The 23,698-nt window shown below is 53.4% G+C and carries 14 protein-coding genes; 11 read left to right on the forward strand and 3 right to left on the reverse strand.

From position 1 onward, the window contains the following. Positions 1-55: 55 nt before the first annotated feature. From FIV00_RS16765 to FIV00_RS16795, 7 genes are read left to right on the forward strand one after another with little or no spacing between them, the layout of a single operon-like run. Positions 56-1,033: an HAD family phosphatase gene (locus FIV00_RS16765; protein ID WP_152501814.1), complete on the forward strand. Its 978-nt coding sequence runs from the start codon at positions 56-58 to the stop codon at positions 1,031-1,033. 48 nt (positions 1,034-1,081) lie between these two features. After that, entirely contained in the window at positions 1,082-2,086 is a 1,005-nt protein-coding gene (locus FIV00_RS16770; protein ID WP_152501815.1) for a MoxR family ATPase, read from the forward strand. A gap of 30 nt (positions 2,087-2,116) precedes the next feature. Then, entirely contained in the window at positions 2,117-3,124 is a 1,008-nt protein-coding gene (locus FIV00_RS16775) for a DUF58 domain-containing protein (RefSeq protein ID WP_152501816.1), read from the forward strand. Further along, the gene (locus FIV00_RS16780; RefSeq protein WP_152501817.1) at positions 3,121-3,591 is read left to right on the forward strand and encodes a DUF4381 domain-containing protein; all 471 of its coding nucleotides are present in this window, start codon (positions 3,121-3,123) and stop codon (positions 3,589-3,591) included. The genes FIV00_RS16775 and FIV00_RS16780 overlap by 4 nt, the downstream gene beginning before the upstream one ends. Then, positions 3,588-4,571 carry a VWA domain-containing protein gene (locus FIV00_RS16785; protein ID WP_152501818.1) on the forward strand — a complete coding sequence of 328 codons (984 nt, stop codon included), beginning with the start codon at positions 3,588-3,590 and terminating at the stop codon, positions 4,569-4,571. Before FIV00_RS16780 ends, FIV00_RS16785 begins: the two co-directional genes overlap by 4 nt. Next, the gene (locus FIV00_RS16790) at positions 4,568-6,097 is read left to right on the forward strand and encodes a VWA domain-containing protein (protein WP_152501819.1); all 1,530 of its coding nucleotides are present in this window, start codon (positions 4,568-4,570) and stop codon (positions 6,095-6,097) included. Before FIV00_RS16785 ends, FIV00_RS16790 begins: the two co-directional genes overlap by 4 nt. After that, positions 6,094-7,380 carry a BatD family protein gene (locus FIV00_RS16795; protein ID WP_173006025.1) on the forward strand — a complete coding sequence of 429 codons (1,287 nt, stop codon included), beginning with the start codon at positions 6,094-6,096 and terminating at the stop codon, positions 7,378-7,380. The genes FIV00_RS16790 and FIV00_RS16795 overlap by 4 nt, the downstream gene beginning before the upstream one ends. A gap of 9 nt (positions 7,381-7,389) precedes the next feature. Here FIV00_RS16795 and FIV00_RS16800 read toward each other — a convergent pair whose 3' ends face one another. After that, complete coding sequence (locus FIV00_RS16800; RefSeq protein ID WP_152501821.1) at positions 7,390-9,606, reverse strand: peptidase domain-containing ABC transporter; 2,217 nt, start codon at positions 9,604-9,606, stop codon at positions 7,390-7,392. After that, a complete protein-coding gene (locus tag FIV00_RS16805; protein WP_209006587.1) occupies positions 9,603-11,195 on the reverse strand; it encodes a peptidase domain-containing ABC transporter in 1,593 nt (530 codons plus the stop codon). The genes FIV00_RS16800 and FIV00_RS16805 overlap by 4 nt, the downstream gene beginning before the upstream one ends. Before the next feature lie 330 nt (positions 11,196-11,525). On the opposite strand from FIV00_RS16805, the gene FIV00_RS16810 reads away from it, so the two are divergent. From FIV00_RS16810 to FIV00_RS16815, 3 genes are all read left to right on the forward strand, one after another. After that, positions 11,526-20,507 (forward strand): cadherin domain-containing protein, encoded by an 8,982-nt coding sequence (locus FIV00_RS16810; protein WP_152501823.1) that lies wholly within the window; start codon positions 11,526-11,528, stop codon positions 20,505-20,507. A gap of 89 nt (positions 20,508-20,596) precedes the next feature. Beyond that, a complete protein-coding gene (locus tag FIV00_RS29845) occupies positions 20,597-20,797 on the forward strand; it encodes a hypothetical protein (protein ID WP_173006027.1) in 201 nt (66 codons plus the stop codon). Then, entirely contained in the window at positions 20,794-21,324 is a 531-nt protein-coding gene (locus tag FIV00_RS16815; protein ID WP_173006028.1) for a GNAT family N-acetyltransferase, read from the forward strand. Before FIV00_RS29845 ends, FIV00_RS16815 begins: the two co-directional genes overlap by 4 nt. A 6-nt stretch (positions 21,325-21,330) precedes the next feature. On the opposite strand, the gene FIV00_RS16820 is transcribed toward FIV00_RS16815, so the two are convergent. Next, positions 21,331-22,650, reverse strand: coding sequence for an HlyD family type I secretion periplasmic adaptor subunit (locus FIV00_RS16820; RefSeq protein ID WP_152501825.1), 1,320 nt, complete (start codon positions 22,648-22,650; stop codon positions 21,331-21,333). Between the two features lie 252 nt (positions 22,651-22,902). Here FIV00_RS16820 and paaG point away from each other — a divergent pair, with 252 nt between their 5' ends. Continuing rightward, complete coding sequence (paaG, locus tag FIV00_RS16825; RefSeq protein WP_152501826.1) at positions 22,903-23,697, forward strand: 2-(1,2-epoxy-1,2-dihydrophenyl)acetyl-CoA isomerase PaaG; 795 nt, start codon at positions 22,903-22,905, stop codon at positions 23,695-23,697. Position 23,698 lies beyond the last annotated feature (1 nt).

The following is a 23,698-nucleotide window of genomic DNA, read 5'->3' on the forward strand; positions in this document are numbered from 1 at the left end:
TTCAAATATCCATCGCGGTTTTTCATTTCACTTTAGAGACTGTCAGGAGGCCCGCATGCGCCTGTTCTGTTCGATTGCTGTTGTTCTGATGGTAACGGGGAGTGCAATCGCTGATCCCCTGCCCTCCTGGAACGATAATGCCGCGAAGGCACAGATTATTGACTTTATTGGTTCGGTCACCGATCCAGCCTCTCCTGAATACGTAACCCCAAGCCAAAGGGTTGCTGTTTTCGACAATGACGGGACACTCTGGGCTGAGAAACCCGTTTATTTCCAATTGCTTTATGCCCTCGACAAACTGAAGCAAAAGGCTGCCGCCAACCCAGAAATACTGACCAGCGCAACGTTGGAAGCTGCAGCGGCCGGCGATATGGATGCAGTGGCAAAGTCAGGTGAAGAAGGCTTATTGGAAATAGTCATGGCGTCTCATGCCGGGCTTTCAGTCGATGCGTTCACACAAGACGTTGCCAACTGGATAAAGAGCGCAAAACACCCAACAAGAAATGTGCCTTATACGGACATGACTTATCAGCCCATGCTGGAACTGCTGCGTTTCCTCAGAGACGAGGGTTTTGACACGTATATTGTGTCCGGCGGCGGTATCCATTTCATGCGGGCTTTCGTCGAAGAAGCTTATGGAATTCCTCCAGAAAAAGTAATCGGCAGTGCGGGTGTGACACGATACGCCGTGGTTGAAGGCGTACCGACGATTTTAAAGGATCCCGGAATTGCCTTTATCGACGACAAGGCGGGCAAACCGGTGGGAATAGACAACAAGATCGGGAAAAAACCGATTTTCGTGGGCGGCAACTCGGACGGTGATTTTGAGATGCTGGAATGGGCGACGTCAGGAGACGGTCCCAGGTTCGGGCTCATCGTTCATCACACGGATGCGGAACGCGAATGGGCTTATGACCGGAACAGTCATGTTGGCAAGCTTGTCAGGGGACTGGATGAAGGACCCGATCGCGGTTGGTTGCTAGTCGATATGGCGAAAGACTGGAACCGTGTCTGGAGCGGCTCTCCCAATTGAGGCCCAAGGGCCGAATGTCATTGCCTATTTGTTCAACTGGAAACCTTCATGCCCGGCACCCGAGATCAGATCAATGAGCTGAAAGAACGAATGCAGCAGTCGATAATCGGCCAGGTCGATGTCATTGATCGCCTGATTATCGGACTGCTTGCGAATGGGAACCTGCTGATCGAAGGTCTGCCTGGTCTGGCGAAAACACGGGCGATCAAGGCACTCGCGAAAAACCTGCAAGCAGACTTCAGTCGGATCCAGTTTACACCCGATCTACTTCCTTCGGATGTGACCGGGACAGAGGTTTATCATCAGTCGGGCGGTGCGGGAACATTTCGCTTCGAAAAGGGACCTATTTTCGCAAACATCGTCCTGGCTGACGAGATCAATCGCGCCCCAGCCAAGGTACAGGCCGCATTGTTGGAAGCTATGGAAGAACGGCAAGTGACCGTTTCAGGCAAAACTCACGAAATGTCGCCTCTCTTCATGGTTATGGCCACTCAGAACCCAGTTGAGCAGGAAGGCACCTACCCGCTGCCGGAAGCCCAGATGGACAGGTTCTTGATGCATGTGCTGATCAATTACCCTCCTGTCGAAGATGAGGTGAAAGTCGTCCAATTGGTGCGAGACGAAGAAAAAGAGGCCATCGCAGAAAGTCAAAACGACAAGACAAAGACGCGGCGCAAGGAACAAAGTCCCCAAATCTCTCAGGATACCGTCTTTTCTGCGCGGACGGAGATAGGAGCCATCGCTGTATCGCCGGCAATTGAGCGTTACATGGCAGATCTCGTCCACGCAACGCGCTATCCGGACAAATTCTCCGACGACCTGGCAAAATGGATCGAACTTGGAGCCAGTCCGCGTGCCTCGATAGCGCTGGACAAGTGCGGGCGTACACATGCCTGGCTTGCCGGTCGCGACTATGTAGATCCTCTGGATGTTCAAGCTATCGCTTGCGATGTACTGCGACATCGATTGACCATCAGCTTTGAAGCCGAGGGAGATGGGGTAACTCCAGATGATGTCGTGAAAGAGATCATCAAGAACGTTGCCTTGTCATAGACGAGCCGCAGCAAGGCAGGACCATTCAACATGAGGGATCACGCCGCAAGAACTCGAACGGGACTGGTCAGCTCAAGTTCGACCAGATCGAACCAGGCCGACCTGCGCATTCATGTCACCTTAGATCACCTGAAATCCATGGAAGGACATGTCAGGTCATTCAGGCTGCTTCCCTCAAAACAACCGTCCTCGAGTGTCTTGAACGGTCGACATGCATCGCGCCTTCGTGGCAGGGGGCTGAATTTTGAAGAGTTGCGTGGATATCTTCCGGGTGATGATCCGCGCACGATCGATTGGAAAGTGACCGCGAGAACGGGAGAACCTCATGTTCGGGTGTATAGCGAAGAACGCGACCGCCCTACCCTAGTTGTTGTCGATCAACGCATGTCCATGTTTTTCGGAACCCGACATGCGATGAAATCCGTGACCGCCGCAGAAGCTGCAGCACTCATTGTGTTCAGAGTACTGGATCAGGGTGATCGCATCGGAGGTATCGTCTTCGGTGATGAATTGCTGAGTGAAGTGCGACCGAGAAACAGCAGAAATGCTTGCCATCGTCTCCTTTGCGCTCTGGAACGCGCCAACCGAATGTTAAAAGCGGATGCCCCATCCGGCCACGGACCAATGGGCCTCAACCAACCGCTTTCTATGGTTGCGCGTATTGCGAAGCGCGATCATCTGGTTGTCATCTTGAGCGATTTTGACGGAATTGACGACCGTACCGAGAAATTGGTCGCCGGAATTGCGCGTCGAAACGACGTAATTTTGTGCCCGATAACGGACCCCATCTCTCAAGAGATTCCGAATGATTTGAAAATCGTCGTTTCCGATGGCGAGTTACAGGTAGAGCTCGACACAACGCACGGCGACGTGCGAAAGCGGCTCGAAACATTCTCCAAAGGCCGCCTAGCTGATCTTCTTCATTGGCAAAAACGTTTCGGATTGATCGTCCTTCCGCTGAGTGCAGGAGAAGAGACGCTTTCTCAGTTGCGATTGCTGACCGGTGGAGCACCTCAAAAGCGGAGACCTGATCTTTGAAAGAAGAATGGAAAGGCCCTACGCTGCCCGAGCTCTTCGAGTTGCTGGAGCCTGTGCCGCTTCCTCAACCAGTTTCAATGGCACCTCAGACTGCCGGCTGGATTTGGATCGGGTTGCTCCTTCTGGCAATTGTGATTGCATCTGTTTGGGCAGCTATCAGAAAGCGTCGCAAAAACGCCTATCGCAAACAGGCACTTGCAGAGCTTAAGATTGCTTCGAAAGACGCGGCACGGATTGCGGAAATCGTTAGACGGACAGCCCTCACCGCCTATCCGCGCACCGAAGTAGCGTCTCTCCATGGTGCCGACTGGCTCGCGTTTCTGGATCGAAGCTACAATGGTACCGGGTTCTCTGAAGGCCCTGGGCGGCAAATCGCGGACGCACCTTACAAACGGCAAATTGCATCCCCTGATCTTTATGCAATTGCACGGACCTGGATTTCTACGCATCAGGCCAAATTGTCATGATTGAGTTCAGCGCGCCCCTTATGCTTTTGCTGCTGCCGCTACCATTGGCCGTCTATTTCCTGGTTCCCGCACACCGTGAAAGAGTCTCGGCCCTGCGCTTGCCGTTTTTCAGGCGACTGGCAACTGCTGTGGGGAAAGATCCAAAACCCGGATCGGTCATTTTTTCCCGGTCAGTCGTTCAACTGGTTGCTGCCGTGCTGGTCTGGACGCTTACAATTTGTGCCCTTGCCGGCCCTGAAAAAGTCGGAGAACCCGTCGTGCTCGAAAAGGCTGCGCGAGATGTCATGCTCGCGATCGACATTTCCGGATCGATGGATCAGAGAGATTTTGTGGCAACCAACGGGGAAAGAACGCAAAGATTGGAGGCTGTCCAAAGGGTGGTCGGTAAGTTTGTTTCTGAGCGGGATGGCGATCGCATTGCGTTGATCGTGTTTGGCGCAAAAGCGTTTGTGCAAGCACCTTTCACCGAAGACCTGGAGAGTGTGCGGGCGCTACTTGAACAGACCGAGGTTGGCATGGCAGGGCCGCACACTGTGCTCGGCGATGCTATCGGACTGGCAATCAAGACGTTCCAGGGAAGCGAGATTGCCGACAAGTTATTGATAGTGTTGAGCGACGGCGCAGATACCGGCAGCCGAATGACACCAATCAATGCAGCGGCCATCGCTGCAAAAGACGGAATTGACATCATTACGATTGGCGTCGGAGATCCGGCGGGAAGCGGTGAACAAAGGCTCGACGAGACAAGTCTGAAAAAAATCGCTGAACAGGCAAACGGGTCCTACTATTTTGCTGGAGACGAGGCGGCGCTTTCCGACATCTACACACGGATTGACGCTCAAGAACCTCGCACTGTCGAGACGTCAACGTACCGGCCGAGAGAAAGTCTCGGATATGTCCTGCTGGCGCTTGCAGCGTTTACAGGTTTTTTGACCTTGCTTTTCCTGCATGTACTCAAAGAACGCCGGAGGCTCGCATGATACCGGACGGATTTGTCGACAGCTTTTCCGCGTTTCATTTTATCCGTCCATTGTGGCTCCTGTTTTTGTTTCCAGTCGGAATACTCTGGTGGTCGGTTCGTGGGTCTGCCGGTCGGTCTGCATCTATTCCGTCTTCTATTGCGCCGCACCTGGCTAAGGCACTTCAAGTGGGTTCAGAAAGCAGGCAGCGCATTCAACCGGTTGACAGTGCAGTTCTTGTTCTTTCACTTCTCGTGTTGGCAGCGGCTGGACCAACCTGGTCTCGAATTCCAAACCCGCTTGTTTCGGACACTGCGCCCCTTGTCGTGGCACTGAAAGTCACAAAGTCGATGATGCAGGTCGACGTCGCTCCAAACAGACTTGAGCGCTCGAAACAAAAGGTCCTTGATCTTCTAGACGAAAGAACCGGGGCAAAGACCGCACTTGTCGCCTATGCAGGAACTGCGCACCAGGTTGTGCCACTTACCGAAGACCCAGCCGTCTTGAAACCGTTTCTGGAAGGATTGGACCCGTCGGTCATGCCGAAGGCCGGCACCAGTTTGAAGGCCGCTCTCAATCTGGCTCAGGACATATTGTCTTCTCAGGATGTTCCTGGCGCGATTCTATTCATGGTTGATGAGATAGCAGATGCAGATACGGCGGTTTTGTCACAACATGTTCAAAGTGGAAATTCGCCTGCTTTGTTCTGGTTTGCGTCCCGCGACCAACAATCTAAGTCGAAACTGAGCGCTTTACCGGGGTATCCGGTGGTCGAAATGACGCCGGACAGCAAAGACGTTGAGCAAATCTCTCGAAATATCAACGCGGTTTATCAGGCAGCTCTTGCGAATGATGAACGTCAAAAATGGAAGGACCAGGGGCGCTTCCTGGTATTCCCGGCAGCGCTGATCATGCTCTTCTGGTTTCGCAGAGGCTGGACAATGCAGTGGGCCGCTATTCTGCTATCAGCTGGTGTTATTCTGCAGCCTTCCGAGGTGCGCGCAGATGGCTGGAAGGACTGGTTCTTCACACCCGATCAACAAGGGCGTATGGCGTTTGAAGACAAGCAATATGAAAAGGCCGCGGATTTGTTTCAAGACCCCATGTGGAAGGCCTTTTCACTCTACCGGCTCGGAAAATACGAAGATGCTGCTGAACTTTATTCTTGGCAGGAAAGCACGGACGCTGCCATGGGTGAAGGCATGTCTTTGCTCCGATCACGAGCTTACAGACCAGCAATTGCAGCGTTTGAAAAGGCTGTTGCTCGCGATCCCAACAACAAGGCTGCGCAGCACAATCTGGAGCTTGCCAGGTACATACTCGACTATATCGAAACGACACGCGAACAATCCGATACAGGTGAAAGCGGGATCGGCGCAGACGATGTTGCCTTTGACAACGAGGCGGGGCGCGGAACCCAAACGCAACAGCCAACCGGCGAAGCTCTGCCTGAAACAGCCGAGCAATGGATGCGGACCGTGGATACGCGAACAGGAGATTTTCTGAAGACCCGTTTTGCATTGGAAGCTGCCGGGAGCTCACAATGAGACACTGGCTCGTGCTGCTCCTTTTGACCCTTGCAGGTCCTGTGCTCGCACAAGGCGACACGTCGCCGATAGTGCGATCATCCCTTGAACAAAACACGGCCATACCCGGGCAACCGCTGATCTATCGCATCAGTGTTCTTGTACCAACCTGGTTACCCTCACCACCAGTGTTTCCGAGTTTTGAAGTGCCAAATGTCGCCGTCCGTTTGCCCTCAAGAGCCAGCGGACCGATCAGCGAAACGATTGATGGAGAGACCTGGTCAGGCGTGTCGCGGTCCTATCGACTGTATCCCATGGCAGCGGGCCGATTTGAAATACCGGCTGGACTTGTAAAAGTTACATATGCCGACCCGCAAACCAGCCAACCAGTTGTCGTCGACGTTCAAACGGACGCATTTGAAATCATCGGCCAGTTACCCGCTGGCGCTGATACACTGAGCCCATTTTTGGCAGCACGTACCCTGACACTGGATCGAACTTTTGACGGGGTCACAGACGACCTCAAGGCCGGAGATTCGCTTTCTATCAGCACCTCAGTCGGCGTTACCGGTGTTTTGCCCATGTTCGTTCCCCCGGTTACTCCAGATGAAGGCATTTCCGGGTTGGTCTTCTATCCCAAAGAACCTGTTCTGGAAGAAGGTGAAAATCGCGGCGTCATCGAGGGCAAAAGGTCAGAAGAAGTGACCGTGATGGTGGAAAATGCAGGCAGCTATCGAATCAGTGAATTGTCGGTATCCTGGTACAATCTTGAAAGCGGCAAAGTTGAGACGAGTACAGTTCCTGCGATTGAGTTTGACGTGGCGGGTGTCGTGCCTGTCAATGAAGCGGTTTCGGAGAGTTTCAGTGCCAGATCGCTTCTAGCGGGAATGTTGGTGGTCATGGTTGTCGCAGTCCTATTTGTGTTCTTCATCAAGGCCTACGGACAACCTGTTTTGAAGTGGATCAAGTACCGTCTAAAGGTCTATAAACTGTCTGAGTTTCATGCCTATCAAACGCTCAAACACTCGGTTCGCAAGCGTGATTATTCAGGCACACTAGTGGCTGTTTCCAACTGGAAAGACCGGATTGGTCGGCACTGTGCATCGCTCGATATGACCAGCGTCGACGATACGCTCTTTGCACTGGGTAAGTCACAGTTCGAGAATACCACGAACCGAAGCTCAAAGCAGGAAATTGCTGCCTGGAACTCGGTATTGAATTCCGTTTCAAAACTCAGGCGACAAGCGGACGTTGAACAAAGGCAAAGGCGTAGGTCTTCACTCAAGAGCCTAAACCCGACCTGATGTGCCGGCTTAACTGGCCTTGGCTGTTTGCCCCATTAGCACAGGCACGACTTTGTCAGGTGTTCCCATCATGGCAATTTGTCCCGATTTCATGACCACAACTCGATCCGCCATTTTCATGTGGCTTGGACGTTGAGTGTTGAGGAGGATCGTTGCCTTGCCCTTGAGGTCTGCAATCATTGCCATGAACTTCTTGTCGCCTTCGAAATCGAGATGCGTTCCCGGATTGTCGAAGAGATAAAGCGGCACCGATTTAACAAAGGCCCTTGCCAGGACAATCCTCTGTTTCATGTTGTCCGGGATCTGAGCCAGACTTTCGTTGTTCAACCTGGTTTCCAGACCTTCGAAATTCTCCTCCAGGTAAGACAACAATCCCAAATCATCCGTAATTTCGAACAGCCTTTGATCGCTTGCACCTGGATCGGAAAGGAGCAAATTCTGCTTTACCGTGCCATAAAAGAAGTCAAGATCGTCCGGAGCATAACCAATGGCAGAACGCCACTCGGCTGTGTCGAGCTGGCGAACATCCAGACCATCAAACAGTATTGAGCCGACCTGGGGCTGGAACAAGCCAGTAATGGATTGAAAGAGCGCTGTTTTGCCGGAACCGCTGGGTCCTGTGATGGCGATCATCTCGCCGTGTTTTATCGTTAGCTCCATTCCCTTCAGCGCAGCTTCTGTTGCGCCTGGATATCTCAGAACAAGGGAGGTGATTTTCAAGTCACCGCGTATGTCACGGGTGATCTTGGGGAGATGTCCGGGTTCACGCTCGAGCGGCACCTGCATCAAGTTGTTGATCTGTTCAATGACCGTGCGACTTTGGGCAAGTTGCGTGATGCTCAGGAAGGCCTGGTTCATGGGGTTCAGCACACGCCACGCTAATGCCATTGTGGCGATCAGAGCCCCCATGCTCATATCCCCGTTCATGACCTGAATGGCACCAATCCCAAGCACAAGCACCCCGCAGATGGTCATCAAGGTTTGAGAAACGGTTTGAAGCACCAGCGTCAGAGTTCGGGCATGAACGTTCAACTTGTTGAACGTCGTAGACATGGTGGAAAACCTGTCGAGCCAGATGTCTTCCACGGACAGGTTGCGCAGTGCTCTCTGATTGCGGAAAGTTTCGATCATGAAACTGTTCAGCTTGGACTTTTGTTCGCCTACTGCTGCAACTTCACGCTGGACCTTTGGGAGAACATAAACGGCCAGGAGAGCATAGACCGCAAACAGTGCCAGCGGTGGCAGTGCCACCGGACCGCCAATCAGGAAGATCGCGGTGATGAATATCAGACTGAATGGAATATCCACCATCGCGTTAAAGAGCGAGCTTTGAAAGATATCACGCACACTGTCGAAGTAGCGGAGACGCATAACCTGCGTCCCGATCGGCGCTTCCGACAACATCGAATACGGCAGATGTAGGATGCGTTCGAAGGTCTTGTTGCCAACGATCGCATCGATGCGTCCGCCCAGATAGGATTGCAGCCAGGTCTTTGTTTTTCTGAGCGCGACTTCACTCAGCAAAATGATTGCAATACCGACGGCCATGGTCAAAAGCACATTGACCGACTTGGCGCCCATGGCCTTGTCGTAAATCGCCATGATGAACAAGGGCGGCCCGAGTGCGAGCAGGTTCAGGACAAAGCCGAGAGCCAAGATGGCAACAATACTCGTTCGGAACTTTTTCGAGACCCCGGAAAACCACGTTCTGTTTCCGGGAGTTTGCTCCGCCGTGTCATCTTCTTCGCTCGTCAGATAGACTTTGTCTTTCTGAATTGCACTTGGAGTAATTTCGGTGGCGGAGGCATTCTTGCCGGAATATGCGCGAAACGCCCCTGTTTCTGCCCGGCTGACAATCACCAGAACATCGCTTGAAGTAACCAGCAGACAGGGAAACTGGGATTGTGAAAGGTCTTTGGCACTGCCTTTGTAAGGAATTGTTTTGACGTTCAACCGGTTCAGAACCACTCGCAAGTCCTGAAAGGTTTCAATCTTGTCAAAATGAGGCAATGCCTCGAAAAGCAATCGATCATTACCTTGCCAGTGCATTTCGCGAAGCAATGGGACCAGGCAATTTTCAGCTGCATGCGCACTTTTTTCAGATGCAGCCGGTCGGTTTTCCGACTGTGTGGTTGAAGACAATTCTGCAGACAAGTCCTGCCATTGCCGATGAACCGCGTTATCCGTGTATTCGATGTCGTCGAGGTCAAAAAGGTTTCTGCTCATGCCGACCGTCCCCCCGTTTGCTGACGATCAGTGTCGTAAGAAGCTTCCAGGGCATGAATTTGCCCGCCTCTCAATTCAAACTGATGGTCGGCAACCGCCAGCATGGACGGACGGTGGCTGATGATGACAACGGTCAGATACCCTTTCAGACGCACGAGGGCCTGGATAAGGCTTTTTTCGGCTATTTGATCCAATTGGGCATTGGCTTCGTCCAGGATTAGTATTTTTGGTTCGCTCGCCAATGCGCGTGCAATACAGATGCGTTGCAGCGTCGATGTTGGAACTTTTCCGCCAAGGTCTGACCCCAGCTGCGTTTCATAGCCCTTCGGCAGAAGATGGATTTCCTTTTCCAGACCGATCAGCTTCGCCGCCATGCGCGCATGCGCGATATCTGCGACAGCCCCGAACATGGTTATGTTTTCAAGTATGGATCCGTTGAAGATCGCGGATTGATTGTCAACATATGCCACGGTGCGTCGAAGCGCGTGTTCATAAGGACCGTCATAGTCAAGACCACCAATGAGTACGTGGCCTGAATTCGGCTTCAACTCGCCTGTCAGGACCTTCATCAAGGTCGATTTTCCGCTTCCGTCCGCCCCGCGAAAACCGACAAACTGGCCAGTTTCGACAGTCAGATTCAATTTGGAGAAAACTTGACGTCCAGTATCTCCCTTATCGACGTCAACATTGACCAGATTGATCGATCCGTCGGTCTCACCCTTGATTGCATGTTGAATTTTGACTTCGGGCAACGAAAACAACTCATGGACCTGCGAATAATCATGTTTGAGACGCTGCATGTCGGTGAGTTGATTGATTGCCCTCAGGAATGGCTGAATGAACTGGCCAGATAGCAGGGTGCTGGCTGCGACACCACCAATGCTGAAAGTTCCTTGGATAACCATCAAGGCTCCGAAAATGACGACCAAAACCGTCGTCATGGTGCCAAAGAGAGCTGAAGCGTCCCTGGCCTGCCCAGACATTCGCATATACTTGGCGCTGAGATTGGCGGTTGTGCGCTGAAGCCGTTCAAACCGACGCATGATCAACGCTTCCATTGCCTGCGATTTCACGGTTTTGGCACCGGAAAGGACTTCCAGAATGAAGTCTGACTTGCGATCGTCCTGTTCTGCCCTGTCGGCAACAACTTGCTGCAGATATTTATTTCGCTTCAACGCAAAGAGCAAAAACAATCCAAGCAATACAACGGGCACGAGTGCCAGCGGTCCTCCAATAAACACGAGCACGGCAAGGAAAATCCCACCTGCGGGCAAATCAATAGCCAGCAGTCGCCCCTGATCGCCATAGTGGTCTGCGATCGATTGAAGTGACCTTAGCTTATGAACTTGTACCGATACGGGCGTCTTTGAGAAGTCTGCAGGATCTGCATCCAGGACCCGGCGGAAAAGCTCTGTGTGTGCCTGATGGTTGAACCCTGCTCCCAGACGGCCAACGACTGCTGCCCGCGCGATCTTGAAAAAGGCATCGACGATCAGGACGCCAGAAACGCCGAGCATAAGCACCAGAAGCGTATCGGTGGAGGCGTTTGGCAACACGCGGTCATATACCTGCAGAATCGCCAGCGGCATGGCCAGTCCAAACACATTCGCAAAAATCGACGCAACAACAACTTCCCTCGGCAATCCTGGCGAGGAAATCCATTTGCCGGTTGGGGAATGCTTCACCCTAAGCCTGGGCAAAAAGAATGATGAGAACACAGATTTCAGCATTGGTTTGACGCGTGTCGAGTAGCTACCTGCTCAAACTGTGCCGATCAGGTTTAAAAAGCGTTTACCTTACGGCTGTTTTTAACAATTCAGATTGGCGCTAACTTCAGGAATCAACGGCGATTTTTGCTGTTTTTTAAGACGCATCAGGTTGATTGCCATAATCGGAAATTGTGCGGATGTGCGACCGTTATGGCAAGCGACACTGAAAACCGGGACCCGAAAAACAGCGACTCTTCAGAAGCTGGGTCAGGTGAAAGCAGAACAACAGTAAATTCTGACAGCATGCTGCATTCGGGCATGCTCGACACTCGCGACCAACATCTGGACAAGGCACACGACTACCATCTCGACCAGGACATGGGCGAATCCGTGGAGCAGGTAAACGCAAATCTGCATCTTGGAAGTCGAACGCCAGAGCCGCTTAGCAGCGAGCAAGGTGCACATACCTCGACAAGCGATGAAACGGCAGATCCGGCCGCCGAGCTTCCGAAGATTGCCCAATTGGACATCGGGCCCACTGAAAGCGGCGCTTCATTAGCTGCAGCTCTCCCTGCCGAGATCGCCGACGAAAGGCTCGGTCGTGAAGCTGATGTCGTTGGCTCCGGCGCAACCGACCCGGCGGCCATATTGTCACGTGAACCGCTTCAATTCGATATTCCGGTAACAGAGCGCACCGAGGAGAATGAGCAAACTGAAAGTCGGTCATCTGTTGATGTGCAGTCAAATGAGGTAAGGGCCGAAGCGACTGAACAGGGTGAAACTGCGCAAGCCCTACCCTTGTCTGCGGTCGTTGATGTGGATGCGTCTGAAAATACCGTGGACGAAAACTCAACAATTGGAGTGTCAACTGGAATTCAGGCTTCGGCGACGGCCGGCCAAGATGCCGTTGTTACCTACAGTTTGCTAGATGATGCCAATGGTCTGTTTTCGATAGACCCAGAAACCGGGATCGTCGCGGTTGCCGGCCAGTTGGACGCTGAAACAGCGGCCAGTCACCAGATTACTGTTGTCGCCACCGCGCCGGACGGTGCAACGCAATCTGAAGTGTTCACAATTTCTATTCGTGACGTGAACGAGGACGGCGTCACTTCAGTTTCAGATACGGACCAGTCGGCAAACACATTCGCCGAGGATGCCAAAGAAGGTTCAAAAGTTGGCATCACGGCATCAGCAACAGATGGTGATTCCACAGACAAAGTTTCCTACTCGGTTGATGATCCAAGGTTTGAAATTGACGAAAACGGCATAGTAACGATCGCTGAAGATGCGGTTTTCGATGCGGAAAACGAAGGCAGCGTCTCGATAGCAATCACGGCGACATCCACAGATGGCTCTTCATCTACGGAAACTTTCAACCTGTCGGTATCCGATGTGAATGAGGCCGATGTGTCCGATGTCTCGGACGCCGACACATCTGCAAACACAATAGCCGAAGACGCTGGCGAAGGAACGAAGGTCGGCATCACCGCCCTCGCCACCGACGCTGATGGGTCCGACACCGTCTCCTATTCATTGGATGACGACCGTTTCCTTGTGGATGGCAATGGTGTTGTGACCGTTGCGCCCGGCGTGTCCTTTGACGCGGAGACTGAAGGCTCCATCGATGTCACAGTGACGGCGACGTCTACAGACGGTTCGACGTCTCGAGAGACCTTCACGATCTCTGTGTCGGATGTCGATGAAGCAGATGTGTCCGCCGTCTCGGATACTGATACCGCTGCCAACACGATCGCCGAGAACGCCGGTGAAGGTGCGCAAGTCGGTATCACCGCCCTCGCCAACGATGCGGATGTGTCTGATTCCGTGAGTTATTCCGTTGACGACAGCCGGTTCTCCGTTGACGGCAGCGGTGTTGTCACTGTCGCGTCCGGCGCATCCTTTGACGCGGAAACCGAGGGTTCCATCGACGTCACAGTGACGGCAACGTCTACGGACGGTTCGACATCTCAAGAATCTTTCACGATTTCTGTAGCCGATGTCGATGAGGCAGGTGTGTCCGCCGTCTCGGACACTGATACCGCCGCCAACACGATTGCCGAAGATGCCGGTGAAGGAACGCAGGTCGGTATCACCGCCCTCGCCACTGATGCGGATGTGTCTGATTCCGTGAGTTATTCCGTTGATGACAACCGGTTCTCCGTTGACGGCAACGGCGTTGTGACTGTCGCGTCCGGCGCGTCCTTTGATGCGGAAACCGAGGGCTCTGTCGACGTCACAGTGACTGCGACATCGACGGATGGGTCAACGTCTCAAGAGACGTTCACGATCTCTGTGTCCGATGTCGATGAAGTTGATGTGTCCGCGGTCGCAGACACTGACACCACCGCCGACACTATTGCCGAGAACGCCGGTGAAGGCACGCAAGTTGGTATCACCGCCCTCGCCACTGATGCGGATGTGTCTGATTCCGTGAGTTATTCCGTCGATGACAGCCGGTTCTCTGTTGATGGCAACGGCGTTGTGACCGTTGCTTCCGGTGCGTCTTTCGATGCGGAGACTGAGGGCTCTGTCGACGTCACAGTGACGGCGACGTCCACGGATGGTTCGACGTCTCAAAAGACATTCACGATCTCTGTGTCCGATGTTGATGAAGCATCTGTGTCCGCCGTCTCGGACACAGATGCTTCTGCCAACACGATTGCCGAGAACGCCGGTGAAGGTGCACAAGTTGGCATTACTGCCCTGGCAACGGATGCCGACGCCACTGACACGGTTTCTTACTCCGTCGATGATGCACGCTTCGCTGTTGACGGCAACGGCGTTGTCACTGTCGCGTCAGGCGCGTCCTTTGACGCGGAAACCGAGGGCTCTGTCGACGTCACAGTGACTGCGACATCGACGGATGGGTCAACGTCTCAAGAGACCTTCACGATCTCTGTGTCGGATATCGATGAAGCTGATGTGTCCGCGGTCGCAGACACTGATACCAACGCCAACACTATTGCCGAGAACGCCGGTGAAGGCACGCAAGTTGGTATCACCGCCCTCGCCACTGATGCGGATGTGTCTGATTCCGTGAGTTATTCCGTCGATGACAACAGGTTCTCTGTTGATGGCAACGGCGTTGTGACCGTTGCGCCCGGCGCGTCCTTTGACGCAGAGACCGAGGGCTCTGTCGACGTCACCGTAACGGCGACGTCCTCGGACGGTTCGACGTCTCAAGAAACCTTCACGATCTCTGTGTCCGATGTCGATGAGGCAGGTGTGTCCGCCGTCTCGGACACAGATGCTTCTGCCAACACGATTGCCGAGAACGCCGGTGAAGGTGCACAAGTTGGCATTACTGCCCTGGCAACGGATGCCGACGCCACTGACACGGTTTCTTACTCCGTCGATGATGCACGCTTCGCTGTTGACGGCAACGGCGTTGTCACTGTCGCGTCCGGCGCGTCCTTTGACGCGGAAACCGAGGGCTCTGTCGACGTCACAGTGACTGCGACATCGACGGATGGGTCAACGTCTCAAGAAACCTTCACGATCTCTGTGTCCGATGTCGATGAAGCTGATGTGTCGGCAGTTTCGGACACAAATGCTTCTGCCAACACGATTGCAGAAAACGCTGGTGAAGGCACCCAGGTCGGTATCACCGCCCTCGCCACTGATACGGATGTGTCTGATTCCGTGAGTTATTCCGTCGATGACAGCCGGTTCTCTGTTGATGGCAACGGCGTTGTGACCGTTGCTTCCGGTGCGTCTTTCGATGCGGAGACTGAGGGCTCTGTCGACGTCACAGTGACGGCGACGTCCACGGATGGTTCGACGTCTCAAGAGACATTCACGATCTCTGTGTCCGATGTTGATGAAGCAGATGTGTCCGCCGTTTCGGACACTGACACCTCCGCCAACACGATTGCAGAGAACGCCGGTGAAGGAACGCAGGTAGGTATCACTGCCCAGGCAACAGATGCCGACGCCACTGATACAGTCTCCTACTCGGTCGATGATGCGCGTTTCGCTGTTGACGGCAACGGCGTTGTGACTGTCGTGTCCGGTGCGTCCTTTGACGCGGAGACCGAGGGTTCCATCGACGTCACAGTGACGGCAACCTCAACGGATGGGTCAACGTCTCAAGAGACGTTCACGATCTCTGTGTCCGATGTCGATGAAGCTGATGTGTCGGCAGTTTCGGACACAAATGCTTCTGCCAACACCATTGCCGAAGATGCCGGTGAAGGAACGCAGGTCGGTATCACCGCCCTGGCGACAGACATCGACGCCACCGACACAGTCTCTTACGCTGTTGAAGACAGCCGGTTCTCCATTGACGGCAACGGCGTTGTGACTGTCGCGTCCGGCGCTTCCTTTGACGCAGAGACCGAGGGTTCCATCGATATCACAGTAACGGCGACCTCGACGGATGGGTCAACGTCTCAAGAGACGTTCACGGTCTCTGTGTCGGATGTCGATGAAGCTGATGTGTCCGCCGTTTCGGACACAGATGCTTCTGCCAACACCATTGCTGAAGATGCCGGTGAAGGCACCCAGGTCGGTATCACTGCCCTGGCGACAGACGCCGACGCCACCGACACAGTCTCTTACGCCGTTGATGATAGCCGGTTCTCCGTCGACGGCAACGGAGTTGTGACTGTCGCGTCCGGCGCGTCATTCGATGCGGAGACCGAGGGTTCCATCGACGTCACAGTGACTGCGACGTCCACGGACGGTTCAACGTCTCAAGAGACCTTCGCCGTTTCTGTTACCGACGTTAATGAGCAAGTCGTTGCAAATGACGACGGTGCATCGGTTGGCGGGACGGCAACGACTTTCTACTACAGTGACGATGACGGCGAACTTCACCTGATAGGAGCTGATGGCAGTGATGCTGTTATTGGTTCAACCGGTGTGGGGCCTCTTACTGACATTGCCCTGGACCCGGATGGCAATCTTTATGGTGTCAGCTTCAGTCATCTCTACAGCGTTGATCCGCAAACTGGTGCCGCAACGCAGATTTCAACGAGTTCCTTTCCAAGTTCCGTAAATGCACTTGAGTTTGGACCTGACGGGACACTCTACGCAGCTGGTGGGTCAGGTGAACTCTTCACGATTGACGCTGACACAGGTGTTGCGACGCTGGTTGGCGATATGGATTACAGCTCCGCTGGAGATTTGGCCTTTGCCGGCGGCTCTCTCTATCTTGCGACCTCTACCGGTGACGTCGTCGAAGTTGATCCGGCGACCGGCGATACAGTCGGTGTTGTGACGACGCTTCCCTCAACGAGTGCATTTGGTCTTGTTGGGGATGCGGCAGGCAATCTCTATGCCCTAACCGATGACAAGATGGTTTATCAGATTGATCCGGAAACCGGGGCAATCTCTACACCTGACAATTACTCGATGAACGATTCAGGTTGGGGCGCAGCCGCGACCAGTTCCTCATCTGAAGATGTCTCAAGCCAGGTTGAAGGCAATGTGCTGTCGAACGATCTGGACCCTGAAGACAGCATGTCGGTCAGCAATATTCGCTTCGAAGGTGCCGATCATGTTCCAGGCACTGAAATTCAGGGAACCTACGGAACTATCACGATCAATTCGGACGGGAGCTACACCTACAGCCTCGACGAGACGAAAACCGAAACCAAGGGTTTGGCAGAGGGTGAAACCGCAGAAGAATTATTCACTTACACGGTTACGGATAGTGGTGGATTGACGGATACCGCAACGTTGAAAATCAGCGTCGAAGGGTACAACAACGCACCAACTGCGGTCTTGCTTGATGGAGCTGCTGCTGACGCGACAACACCTACTTTAACCGAAAATGACGCAGGTGGCGTAATCGCCTCGCTCACCACTATTGATGCCGATACCGGTGACAGCCACACCTACAGCGTTGATGACAGTCGATTTGAAGTCGTCGCAGGCCAACTCAAGCTTAAAGACGGTGTGAGCTTAGACCGCGAGAGTGAAGCCTCTGTCACGGTCAACGTAACATCTACTGATGAAAACGGTGCCTCACACACCGAAGAAGTCACGATCGCCGTATCCGATGTAGACGAGACGGATGTAGCGTCCGTTTCCGATAGTGACGGGACTGCCAACACTATCGCTGAAAACGCAAGTGCGGGTACACAAGTCGGCATCACGGCACTGGCCTCGGATGCCGATGCCACCGACACGGTCTCCTATTCGGTGGATGACAGTCGGTTCTCCGTTGACGGAAATGGTGTTGTCACGGTTGCCACCGGAGCTGATTTCGATGCAGAGACCGAAGGTTCCGTCGATATCACCGTAACGGCCACCTCAACCGATGGGTCGTCCTCCCAGGAAACCTTCACAGTCTCAGTGTCAGACATCGATGAATTTGACATTTCCGCGGTCACGGATGCCGATGCTTCTGCCGATGCAGTTTCTGAAGATGTTGTGGCAGGAACCCAAGTCGGTGTGTCGGCACAAGCAAGTGATTCAGACATTACCGATGATGTCATCTACACGGTGTCAGACAACCGTTTTACCGTTGATGCTGACGGGCTCGTCACAGTTGCTGCAAACGCCAGTTTTGACTACGAGAATGAGCCGACGGTTTATCTGACGGTTACCGCGACGTCGGACGATGGCACCACTTCTCAGGAAACCTTTGAGGTTTCAGTTGCGGATGTCGCAGAAGCCTATCAACTTCAGGATGGTCAAACGACGTTCACCGATGACGGTGTCGCTGAAACATCGATTACCGGCACAGATGCGGCCGAAACAATTACCGTTCACGACGACGGAGCAACCATTTACAGTGGTGGCGGTGACGACACGATTTATGGTGGCGACAGCGCCGATCACATCATGTTCGGCGAAGGTGCCGACACCGTCTACGGTGGCGATGGCAATGACTTCATTGATGATGAAGTGGGAACGCAGCCCAACACAGACGCCAACTATCTCGACGGCCAAGGTGGCAACGACACAATTTATGGCGGCGGCGGCGATGACACCCTGATAGGCGGTGAAGGAGCGGATATTCTATCCGGCGAAAATGACAACGATACGCTGACAGGCGATGCCGGCAATGACAACCTTTATGGTGGAGCCGGCGACGATGTTCTGGAAGGCGGTTCAGGCAACGACTATCTGGACGGTGGAAGCGACAACGACACGGCCGTTTTCTCGGGTTCCTTTGCTGATTATACCATCAGCAAGAACGATGACGGGTCCTATACGGTTTCTGACAATCGGTCAGGCACACCGGACGGGACAGACACAGTTCACAACGTTGAAACCTTCAGGTTTGCAGACGGAGATGTTCTTGCCGGCGACCTTGTTGCGGAGGATATCGGGACCGTCAGGGATGCCGATACGACTTCCAATACCTTTTCTGAAAATGCTGGTATGGGCACAACAGTTGGCGTGACTGCTTTCGCCGAAGACGGAAACACATCAGACACCGTGTCCTACGCTGTTGACGATAGTCGTTTCACCGTCGATTCCGATGGAACAGTCAAGGTGGCGTCTGGCGCAAGCTTTGACTACGAAAGCGAACCGCAAATCACAATAACGGTGACGGCAACTTCGACCGATGGGTCGACGTCCGATCAGAGTTTTATGCTGGATGTTACGGACGTCGCGGAAAACCAGCAGCTGTCAGATGTCGGTGTCACATTCACAGATACGGGTGTTGCTGAAACGAGCATCACGGGCGGTGCCGGCAATGACACGATTACTGCCCATGATGATGGCGGAACAATTTTCGGCGGTGCCGGTGCGGATACCCTGACAGGTGGCGATGGCGCCGACGCGATTTATACCGGATCCGGCGCTGACACGGTGGACGGCGGTGATGGTTCCGACACCATTTATCTGGATGACAGCGACGGTGGACGCACCAACACGATCGTTGACACCGGAACGTCCGGCACCGACACGATTGTCCTGAATTCAGGAAGCGGCACGTACCGTGTTCAGGGCAACTTCTCAGCGGCATCGGGCATAGAGGCGATCGATGGTTCGGGTGCAACCGGCGATCAACTGGGTACGAGAGACGCTCAGGCGAATTTTGACTTCTCGAATGTTACCTTGACGGGCGTTGACGAGATCATCGGAACGACAAACGATGACACCATCGTCGGCTCGTCAAGCGATGATAAAATCTCACTGGATGCCGGAAGCGATACTGTAACCGGTGGAACGGGAGATGACGAACTCGACGGTGGTGAAGGCACCGACACTGCCATCTATTCCGGAAACTTCGCCGACTATGACATTTCAGAAAATGTGGACGGCAGTTACACAATCACGGACCTTCGCACAGGTGGTCCCGATGGCACAGACACGGTCTCGAACGTCGAAAACTTCCGTTTTGCCGATGGTGACGTTCTGGCAGGTGATTTGACCAATTCAAATGTCGGTGCCGTGACGGACAGTGACAGTTCTTCGAACACCATCCACGAAACAGATGGTGGCGGCACTCTTGTTGGTGTCACAGCCGCCGCAACCGATCCTGACGGCGACAGCGTAAGCTATTCGCTCAATGACGATCGCTTCGAGGTCAGTGATGATGGTATAATTACCGTTGCGAACCATGCATTTTTTGACAGCCAAACCGAAAGCTCAATCGACCTTACTGTGACGGCGACGTCGACAGATGGCTCGCAATCCAGCGAAACTTTCAGCATCTCTGTCGCTGGAGATTACGACTATGAGGCAACTGGGGGGCTGGCAAACGGCTATTTCAGTGAGACAACGCAGTCGGTGTCCATTGACGGCATCGGTGGCGATGATCAAATCTATACAGGTGATTATAATGATCGCCTCGAAGGTGGCTCCGTAGACGGGAACGACATCCTGTCTGCCGGCGGCGGGCGTGATTTGATCTTTGGTGACGGCGGCGCGGACAATATTTACGCCGGTGCAGGAGACGATGTCATCATCGGAGGCACTGGTGATGACAACATCCTTGGTCAAGACGGCTCCGACCTTTTCATGCATGGTCTTGGCGATGGAAGCGACACTATCTCTGCAGGCCAAGGTGCAGCCTGGACCGATGTAATCGACCTGGGCGGAGGACCAGGAGTGGTATCGGCGGGCGACTACGGCACCGACTGGACGGTCACGGTTACCAGCGGTTCTATAGAAAGCACGGATACAGATGCCGGGAAAATTGATCTTTCCCAGGATGCGGACGGCTATATCGATTTCTCTGACGGAAGCCGCGTTACCTTTAACGACGTTGAAGAGATCCGGTGGTAGCTGATGTCACCGGACAGCGGAAACTAACAGAAGCCCCTCCAGAAATGGCGGGGCTTCTTCGTATTTAAGATTGTCCCAGGTGGCCACACATGTGCCCTGTTCCGGAATGCAGTTATGCTGTGAAACGAGCGCAGTATCTGGCCATGAGAAAGACCTTAGAATTAATCTGGTGCCAACTCGTCAATTCATTTCAGGTGATCTTTTTTGGTGGTCCGCCGTCACCAAGAATTCCTGTTATCGCATCGGCCATTGCTCCAGAAATTCCTGGCGAAGAACAATTCAAACAATGACAACCGATATTTCTTTGATAGTCAGTCAGATGTGTCCCAAGGACCGGAAAGACTTGCGAGCGTTGATCAAGACCTGCTGGCTTGAAACCTACGAAAAAGAGCTCGGCGCAACGGTAACTTCCCAGCTGTTGAGTCTCTTGATGGAACACGACTTAGCGGGCTTGGTTCCGAGCAAAGACGAAAGAGTTCTATTTGCCAAACAACAGAACTTGTTGTGTGGAAGCGTAATATCAGCAGCCCGGCATGCAACCACTTACCTTTGGGGTTTCTATGTGTTGCCTGACTTTCAAAGAAGGGGGATTGGCGCGAAACTACTCCTTGGAGCAATCAAAGAGCATGACCCGAAAAATATGGTCGAACTAACAGTACTGAACAGTAGTCATTCGGCCAAACAATTCTATAAATATTTAGGTTTCCACGAAGTGTCCAATGAATACTTCGAAATCCTTGATGGCATAAAACTACCTGCAATCAAGATGAATGCTCTCGCTGCCGACATAATCGAGCAAAGACGCTTTCCAAGTTAGAGTATTTTACCGTTCACTGAGTGGGTCACCGATTGCGCGTGTGACGGGCTTCAGCATGTATTGAAGTACGGATTTGGACCCTGTGACGATTTTTGCGTCGACCACCATTCCCGGAGAAATCGTTTCCGCACGCGAGCCCGCTCCAATCTGGTTGGACGTCAGAGGTATCGTTGCCTTGAAATAGTAGTTTCCATATTCATCCCGGAAGCTGGAAGCAGAGATGACAGACACTTCTCCTTTCAATGTCCCTTGAATGTTTGGATCAAAGGTCGTGACTGCAATCTCCGCCTCGTCGCCAACCTCAACATGGCCGATATCACGCGGCGATATCCGCACATCGGCTACAAGCTCGCTGTCGCTCGGAACGATTTCTGCAACAACATCGCCCGGCGCCAAAACACTGCCCGGTCCCTTCAGATAGAGCGCTTTGATGTGACCGGAAGCAGGAGCACGAACGAACAAACGATCGAACCGATCTTTCTGTTTTTCTGCCTCGAAGGACAGCTCATTGCGCTCCTGGACAACGCGGCTTCTTTCCTCTGCCAGTTCTTCTTCGGCGACAGCGACTGACCTTTGCAACCCCGCCTTTGCTTCTCTCAATTGCGCTTCGACGCGGCCTTTCATACCGTTCAATTCACTGAGCGAACTCTGCGCATTTTGAAGTGACGACTTGGCATCAAGAAAACGTCGCTTGGACGTGTAGCCCTGATCGAAGAGTGATTGCTGGATCTCGAACTTCTCCTGTTCGATCTCAATTTGGGTCTCTTGCAACCCGATCCGCTCCACCACGCTTGAAAGTTCAGCTTCCTTCTCGCTGACGCGGGCCATCAGAGCCTGTTGCTCCTGCTCGAATGCTCTTTGTTGTGCGATCAAAGCCGCTTGCTGGGCCTCGGAAAAAGATACCCCACCCCCCAAACGCAGTCCTGAGGATTGCTCTCGCGACGTGTTGGTAGCAAGGCGTTGTTCTTCAGTTGCCAAGAATCGTAGTCTTGTCTGCACCCGTTCAAGATCGCTGGAAGTAGCGGTTTCCGTGAGGCGCACCAAAGGTGTTCCCTGGTCAACCAGCTGTCCCTCCTGAACCAAAACTTCGGCAACGATACCACCTTCGAGATGCCCGACGGTCTGGACTTTGCCGGCAGGCGCAATTTCACCACTCGCCTTGGCGACTTCACGCACCTGACCTATCGCAGCCCAGCCTAAAAATGCTGCAGCACTGATAGAAAGGATCTGAAGAACGCGTTTGTAGGCAACAGGCGGCGGCCCTTCCTCGAGCTCCAACGGGATGTCGAGAGCAATTTCTTCAGCGGTGGTTTTACGATTAAACATGAGGTCCTGACGCTGCCCCGTACTTTGGATCCAACTATTGGCGACTAAAGTAAACATCCACTGAATCAAATTCTTAGATTGAGTTCCTTTCGTTCGGGAAGTCTCGGCAAATCGCACGTTGATTTGGTGCCTTGGTTCGTCGGAGGGAGGTAAAAAACACCGATTCAGGCTTTGACCGAAACGTTACTCCGTGCATTAATGTCACAAGTATCTGTTCATTTTGCAAAAACATGTGACGCTTTGGGAGGGCGCATGTCGGAAACAGAAACGGTGATCGCGGAAGAGCGGGACGGCGCACTTTTGCTCACCCTCAATCGGCCCGACCGTTTGAACGCCTTCAATGAAGGAATGCACAAATCGCTGCTTCAGCATATGAAGTCAGCACGTCAAAACGACGGGATAAGGTGCATCCTTTTGACGGGAGCCGGTCGAGGCTTCTGCGCTGGTCAGGATCTTTCCGACCGAGACATGCGTGATGGAAGCGCAGCTCCTGATCTCGGTCTGACCCTCGAAAACCTGTATAACCCACTCATCCGCGAAATCCGGTCAATGCCGAAGCCGATCGTGTGTGCGGTAAACGGGGTCGCGGCAGGTGCCGGTGCCAACATTGCGCTGGCCTGCGATATCGTGCTTGCGGCACGGTCGGCGCGTTTCATTCAGGCATTTTCGAAAATAGGTCTCGTGCCCGATTCAGGTGGCACCTGGTTGCTGCCGAAATTGATCGGCGAGGCAAGAGCTAAGGCCCTTGCAATGACCGGTGAACCGCTCAATGCAGACACAGCTGCGGAATGGGGTCTCATTTGGAAAACTTATCCGGATGCAGAACTACACCCGGAAGCTGAAAAACTTGCCGCGCATTTCGCGGCAGGCGCGACCACCGGATTGGCGCTGACGAAGCAACTCATCCAGGACGCTGCGGATCAGTCTCTTGACCAGCAGCTGGATGCCGAGCGGGATGCGCAAAGACAAGCCGGCAGGACTGCAGATTATCGAGAAGGCGTTTCTGCTTTTCTTGAAAAGCGCCCTGCCCGTTTTTCAGGATCATGAG

It is taken from the genome of Labrenzia sp. THAF82 (genome assembly GCF_009363435.1).
GTDB classification, from domain to species: Bacteria; Pseudomonadota; Alphaproteobacteria; order Rhizobiales; family Stappiaceae; genus Roseibium; species Roseibium porphyridii.

Coding starts and splice junctions, on each gene's coding strand:
- FIV00_RS16765 (WP_152501814.1), top strand. CDS start 56: ATGCGCCTGTTCTGTTCGATTGCTGTTGTTCTGATGGTAACGGGGAGT.
- FIV00_RS16770 (WP_152501815.1), top strand. CDS start 1,082: ATGCCCGGCACCCGAGATCAGATCAATGAGCTGAAAGAACGAATGCAG.
- FIV00_RS16775 (WP_152501816.1), top strand. CDS start 2,117: ATGAGGGATCACGCCGCAAGAACTCGAACGGGACTGGTCAGCTCAAGT.
- FIV00_RS16785 (WP_152501818.1), top strand. CDS start 3,588: ATGATTGAGTTCAGCGCGCCCCTTATGCTTTTGCTGCTGCCGCTACCA.
- FIV00_RS16790 (WP_152501819.1), top strand. CDS start 4,568: ATGATACCGGACGGATTTGTCGACAGCTTTTCCGCGTTTCATTTTATC.
- FIV00_RS16795 (WP_173006025.1), top strand. CDS start 6,094: ATGAGACACTGGCTCGTGCTGCTCCTTTTGACCCTTGCAGGTCCTGTG.
- FIV00_RS16800 (WP_152501821.1), bottom strand. CDS start 9,606: ATGAGCAGAAACCTTTTTGACCTCGACGACATCGAATACACGGATAAC.
- FIV00_RS16805 (WP_209006587.1), bottom strand. CDS start 11,195: ATGCCGCTGGCGATTCTGCAGGTATATGACCGCGTGTTGCCAAACGCC.
- FIV00_RS16810 (WP_152501823.1), top strand. CDS start 11,526: ATGGCAAGCGACACTGAAAACCGGGACCCGAAAAACAGCGACTCTTCA.
- FIV00_RS29845 (WP_173006027.1), top strand. CDS start 20,597: ATGTGCCCTGTTCCGGAATGCAGTTATGCTGTGAAACGAGCGCAGTAT.
- FIV00_RS16815 (WP_173006028.1), top strand. CDS start 20,794: ATGACAACCGATATTTCTTTGATAGTCAGTCAGATGTGTCCCAAGGAC.
- FIV00_RS16820 (WP_152501825.1), bottom strand. CDS start 22,650: ATGTTTAATCGTAAAACCACCGCTGAAGAAATTGCTCTCGACATCCCG.
- paaG (WP_152501826.1), top strand. CDS start 22,903: ATGTCGGAAACAGAAACGGTGATCGCGGAAGAGCGGGACGGCGCACTT.